This is a genomic window from Roseateles sp. P5_B10, from assembly GCF_056400485.1.
Genome location: NZ_JBFULE010000408.1, coordinates 1 through 4,692, shown reverse-complemented (window position 1 = coordinate 4,692; position 4,692 = coordinate 1). Strand labels below are relative to the sequence as shown.

At 62.0% G+C, this 4,692-nt stretch carries 5 protein-coding genes; all 5 read right to left on the bottom strand.

Annotation, left to right across the window (positions count from 1 at the left end; all coding sequences use genetic code 11):
* On the bottom strand, nucleotides 1–125 hold a 125-nt coding region (locus AC1DU6_RS20565; RefSeq protein ID WP_477859227.1), incomplete at its 3' end, for an ExbD/TolR family protein.
* Nucleotides 126–163: 38 nt separating this feature from the next.
* Complete coding sequence (locus tag AC1DU6_RS20560) at nucleotides 164–988, bottom strand: MotA/TolQ/ExbB proton channel family protein (RefSeq protein ID WP_056197812.1); 825 nt, start codon at nucleotides 986–988, stop codon at nucleotides 164–166.
* A gap of 79 nt (nucleotides 989–1,067) precedes the next feature.
* Nucleotides 1,068–1,709, bottom strand: a complete 642-nt coding sequence (locus tag AC1DU6_RS20555) for a hypothetical protein (protein WP_056197813.1) — start codon at nucleotides 1,707–1,709, stop codon at nucleotides 1,068–1,070.
* Nucleotides 1,710–2,134: 425 nt separating this feature from the next.
* Entirely contained in the window at nucleotides 2,135–2,836 is a 702-nt protein-coding gene (locus tag AC1DU6_RS20550; RefSeq protein ID WP_457324272.1) for a 2OG-Fe(II) oxygenase, read from the bottom strand.
* Between the two features lie 67 nt (nucleotides 2,837–2,903).
* The coding region (locus tag AC1DU6_RS20545; RefSeq protein ID WP_477859224.1) for a TonB-dependent receptor at nucleotides 2,904–4,692 on the bottom strand (1,789 nt) is incomplete at its 5' end.

The window sequence follows — 4,692 nt, the reverse complement described above, 5'->3', positions numbered from 1 at the left end:
GTCACCACCGGCACGGTGATGAGGAAGATGATCAACAGCACCAACATCACGTCCACGAGGGGCGTGGTGTTGATGGTCGAGACCACCTCGTCATCGCCGGAAGAGGATCCGACGTTCATGCCCATGGCATTGGCTCCTTTACGAGCGGCTGCTCAGGGATGAATTAGCGCTTGGCGACCGAGCGGTTGCCCATCAGCACGCCGTGCAGATCGCCGGCGAAGGAACGAACCTGGCTCATGACACCCTTGTTGCGGTTCACCAGCCAGTTGTAGCCCAGCACGGCCGGAACGGCGACGACCAGACCGATAGCGGTCATGATCAGCGCGGCGCCCACGGGGCCGGCGACCTTGTCGATGGAAGCCTGGCCAGCCAGACCGATGGCGGTCAGCGCGTTCAGGATGCCCCACACCGTACCGAACAGGCCGATGAAGGGAGCGGTCGAGCCGACGGTCGCCAGGAAGCCCAGGCCGGCCGAGATCTTGGTGTTGACGTCGGCAACGGCGCGGTCGACGTTCATCGTCACCCAGCTGCTGTGGTCGATGTTCTCGGTCAGGGCGCCCTCATGGTGCTCCGAAGCCTCGATGGCGGTGGTGGCGATGTAGCGGAAGGCGCTTTCTTCCTTCAGGCTGCGGATGCCATCGGCCAGGCTGGCCTTCTTGAAGAAGGTGGCGCGGACTTCCTTGGCTTCGGAGGACAGCTTGCTCGTGTCCCACAGGCGCACGACCAGGATGTACCAGGAACCCATGGACATCATGGCCAGGATGAACAGCACGACCTGGTCGACAACGTTGCCATGGGCAACGATGTTGGCCAGACCATAGGGGTTGTCTTGCGGCTTGGAGGCGGCAGCAGCCGGAGCGGCGGCGGCGTCAACCACGGCGGCCGAGGCGGCGTCGGCCGGCTTCTGATCTTGCGCGTGGGCAGGCGAAACGGCCAGGGTCGCGACCATGGCGATGGCGGCAAGGAAGCCGGTGATGCGAGAAATCATGGAGTCAACTCCTAGGAAAAATTCTGTTTTGATGCGGTTCTGAAAGCGCCGGTCTGGCGCCGGGTTCTAAGCAGGTCTCTTAGTCGATCTTGAACTGGAACTCCTGCTCGAACACGTGATCGCCCGGGCATTCGTAGGTGTCACGCAGAGTAGCTTCGATGGCCTGGATCAGGGCGCGCTGCGCCTTGCGATCCACGCCACCACGCTGCGAGGTGATTTCAACGGCTGTGACACGGCCTGCCTTCACGGTGGCGATAGCCTTGTACAGAGCTTCGCCGCTCCAGTTGACCGACGGCATTTCAGGCTTGCCCATCTTGGTGCAGACCATGGCTGCCTTGACGGGGCCCGTGCGAGCAGGCGGAGGCGGTGCAGCGACCACCGGCGGCGGCGCCGGGCGAATGTCGGCGGCTGGCGGTTGAACCTGCGTGGAAACGATGGCCGGGGCCGGCGGCGCGGGTGCGGTCACCTGGAACTCGGGCGGCGGCACGAAAGGCGGAGGCGGCGCCTTGAGATCCGGCGGCGGAGGCACCACCTTCTCTGGCGGCGGCGGCGGTTTGACCTTCTCTTCGATCACCTTGACGTCGATGGGACCGGTGACCTTCTTGACGATATCGCGAGCCAGACCGCTGGCCAGCGCGTAGATGGCCACGACGTGGATCAGGACGACGATGCCGAAGCCCGTGAACCGGGATGCGCCCTGCTTCTCCTGCGCAAAATTCATGCGCGCTCCTTCTTGCAACTACAAATCACAGTCAATGACTCTTCTCGGACAAGCGGCCACCGCCACGGCGAAAGTTGCGCTCCTGCCGTGAACTGGTTCCCGAAGGGCGTGGATTCTAAATCGCGGAAGCAACGATTCCGCCTCGTCGAAAACACGCAGTGCCGCCGGTGTGTAAAGCCTCTTTACACCTGTTCAAGGCAAAAAAAACGCCCGGTGGCAGTAGAGCCGTCGGGCACGCGTTTCATCGCCACGAACCAGGCGCAGCGAGAGACTACACCACCGGCCAAATCTGGCCATGCCGGCATCTTAGCCGTCGCTTTTGTCACGACTTCCTGGGGCTAACCCGGGCAAGCGAAACAGCGCGATTACATGCATCTGGACACAAAAGGCGGACAAAGCCGGAGGGTTCAGGCGAGGCCACCCTTTCAAGCAGCAATCAACCACCCGGTGATGGCGTTGCGTTGGCCCTGGGCAAACGGCGGCACATAGGAGACGAAGTGGGTTTGCGGCACTGCAAACAGCGAGAGTGAATTGAAATGCGGGAAGAAGCTGTCGCTKACGGTGCCGTCGCGCTCGCTGAAGTTCAGCAGACCACCCCAGTCCGGTCGCCATTGCCGCGTCAGGTTGATGACATAGGCCAGGCGTCGGTCTTCGACGTCAACGTGATCGTCGTGGGCGAGCAGGAAGCTCCCCGGGGCATACATCGTCGCCTGGGCGTACACGCGGTTGACCTCCCGCACGCCGGTGATGTCGCGCATCACGTTCAGAAAGTTCTCATCGGCCATCCAGCGTATGAAACGTGCCAGTAGCCCGGTTTCGCCGCGATTCATTGCATCCGCGAGGGATTCAGTAAAAAAGGAGAACTGAAATTGGCGGCGGGCGACTTCCATGATGCCGTTGCTCAGATGGCTTCGCTGGTTTTCACCGAGCCCGCGCAGTTGCTCGCCCGTCAGACGACGGTCGCCCTCAGCGTCGCGATAGCACAAGCTCCAGTCGATAGCTTCGACGGCGCGAGCCAAGGCATCGGCGACATCCGGCTTGAAGAAGTCGCGGATCAGTAGGCGGCGGTCACGGCCGAACTGTGCAGTGAGCTGGTTCAGGTCGAGAGCCGGATTGATGTAGTCCATGGAAAGGTTGAACGTCAATAAAAAAGCAGGCCCGAAGGCCTGCTGGATTCTGTTCGATCGATGCGGATCAGAACTTGTAGTTGGCGCGCACGTAGAAGCTGCGGCCCTTGACGTCGGCGTAGGTCGGGTCGAAACCGACCTGGAAATAGTCTTCCTGGACCGTCGTCGGCGGCTTTTTGTCGAGCAGGTTCAAGACGCCGGCTGTAAGGACCAGGTTCTTCACGCCCTTGTATTGGCCCTGCAGGCTCCACAGGTCGTACTTGGGCACGTGACGCACCTCGTCGTAGTCGCGATAGCCGCTTTGACGGAAGTAGCGAACGCCGCCTGCCCAGGCGTCGGTATCCCAGTCGAGGCTGACGTTTTGCTTGACTCGCACCACCGGGCCACCCCGCAGGTACTTGCCCAAGGTGTCTTCAACATCACCCGTCACGACATTGGTTTCGCTACTCTTGGTGACGATAGTCGCTTCCCAGCTCGGTGTGAGGCTGCCCATCGCGGTGCGAATGCGGTACTTGGCCGAGAGGTCGAAGCCCGAGACCTTGGCCTGGCCGACGTTCTCCAGCGAAGCCTCGACGTGGTCGAGATAGCCCTGGGCGTTCTTGACCAAACGGCTGGAGTAGACCGAGGTGCTGGTCGTAGCGCCGGTCTGGTGGGAGAACCAGTCCTTCAGGATGTCGTCGCCGCTGAGTGCCTTGATGCCGTCCGTGATCTTGATGTCGAAGTAACCCACTTCCATCGACAGATCCTTGATCGGCTCAAAGACCATGCCGATCGTGGCGGTCTTGGACTTCTCAGGCTTGAGGTTGCGGTTGCTGTTGTTGATCACCGTCAGCTGCGTGTCGCAGTAGTTGGGATCGGGGAACTGCGCGCAGCCCTTGAGGGTGTTGTAGTACGGATCGGTGAAATTGCCGCCCGTGTTGGTGCCGGCCGAAGGTGCATACAGGTTGTCCAGCGCGGGAGCGCGGAAGCCCTTGCCCACCGAGGCACGCACCAGCAGTTCCTTCATCGGCGTCCAGCGCAGGCTGAACTTGGGGCTGGTGGACGACAGATTGGGCGAGCTGAAGGAACCATCACGCGACTCACCCTTGGCGCCGCTGTAGCGGTCGCCACGAACGGCAGCATTCAGTTCCAAGTTCTTGATGACCGGCAGGTTCAGCTCGGCGTAGATGCCCGTGGTCTTGCGTTCGCCACGCACCTTAYCGGCGTTGCCCGAACCACCCACGATGTCGCCGGAGCCGGCGATTTCGGAGTAGCCGTCCAGATACTCTTCCTTGCGGATGTCCAGACCCGCGGCGATGGCGGCGTTACCGCCGGCCATCGCGAACAGTTCGCGCGTTGCGGACAGGTCGAAGGCATTCAACGTCGTCTTGGAGGCGCGGTTGTTGCCGTGCAGTTCGGCTTCCTTCAGCAAGGCCAAACCGACCGCGTCGTTCGGGCCAAAGGGATTCACGTTGCCGGTTTTGAGCACGCGCACCAGTTGCGTGTCAGAGAAATTCCCAGTCAGGAAGTCTTCGCTGGCCTTGGAAGTGGCCTTCATCAGGCCAACCTTGTAATCCCAGCCTGCGAGCTGGCCCTCAGCACCCACGAGGGCGCGGGTCATGCTGTTGGTCACGCTGGTCAGGCGCTGGCCGCCGTCCACCATGCGCCAGGCGATGACGAGGTCACCGCGATAGCCCTTGCTGCTGGACGCGTCCACGGCAGCAGTGGGGTAGTACTTGCCGCCAGCCGGGTACAGGTAGTCGTCGCGGCCCGTGGTGCTCGAAGGCGTTTGCGACGAGCCCAGAATGATCTCGTTCTTGGAGTAGGACAGCTCGGCGAACAGCTGGTGATCGGAGCTCAGCTCGGCCGTGCCGCGC

Excerpts from the sequence above, each read along its gene's own strand:
- AC1DU6_RS20555 (WP_056197813.1), bottom strand. The coding sequence starts at position 1,709 with ATGAATTTTGCGCAGGAGAAGCAGGGCGCATCCCGGTTCACGGGCTTC.
- AC1DU6_RS20560 (WP_056197812.1), bottom strand. The coding sequence starts at position 988 with ATGATTTCTCGCATCACCGGCTTCCTTGCCGCCATCGCCATGGTCGCG.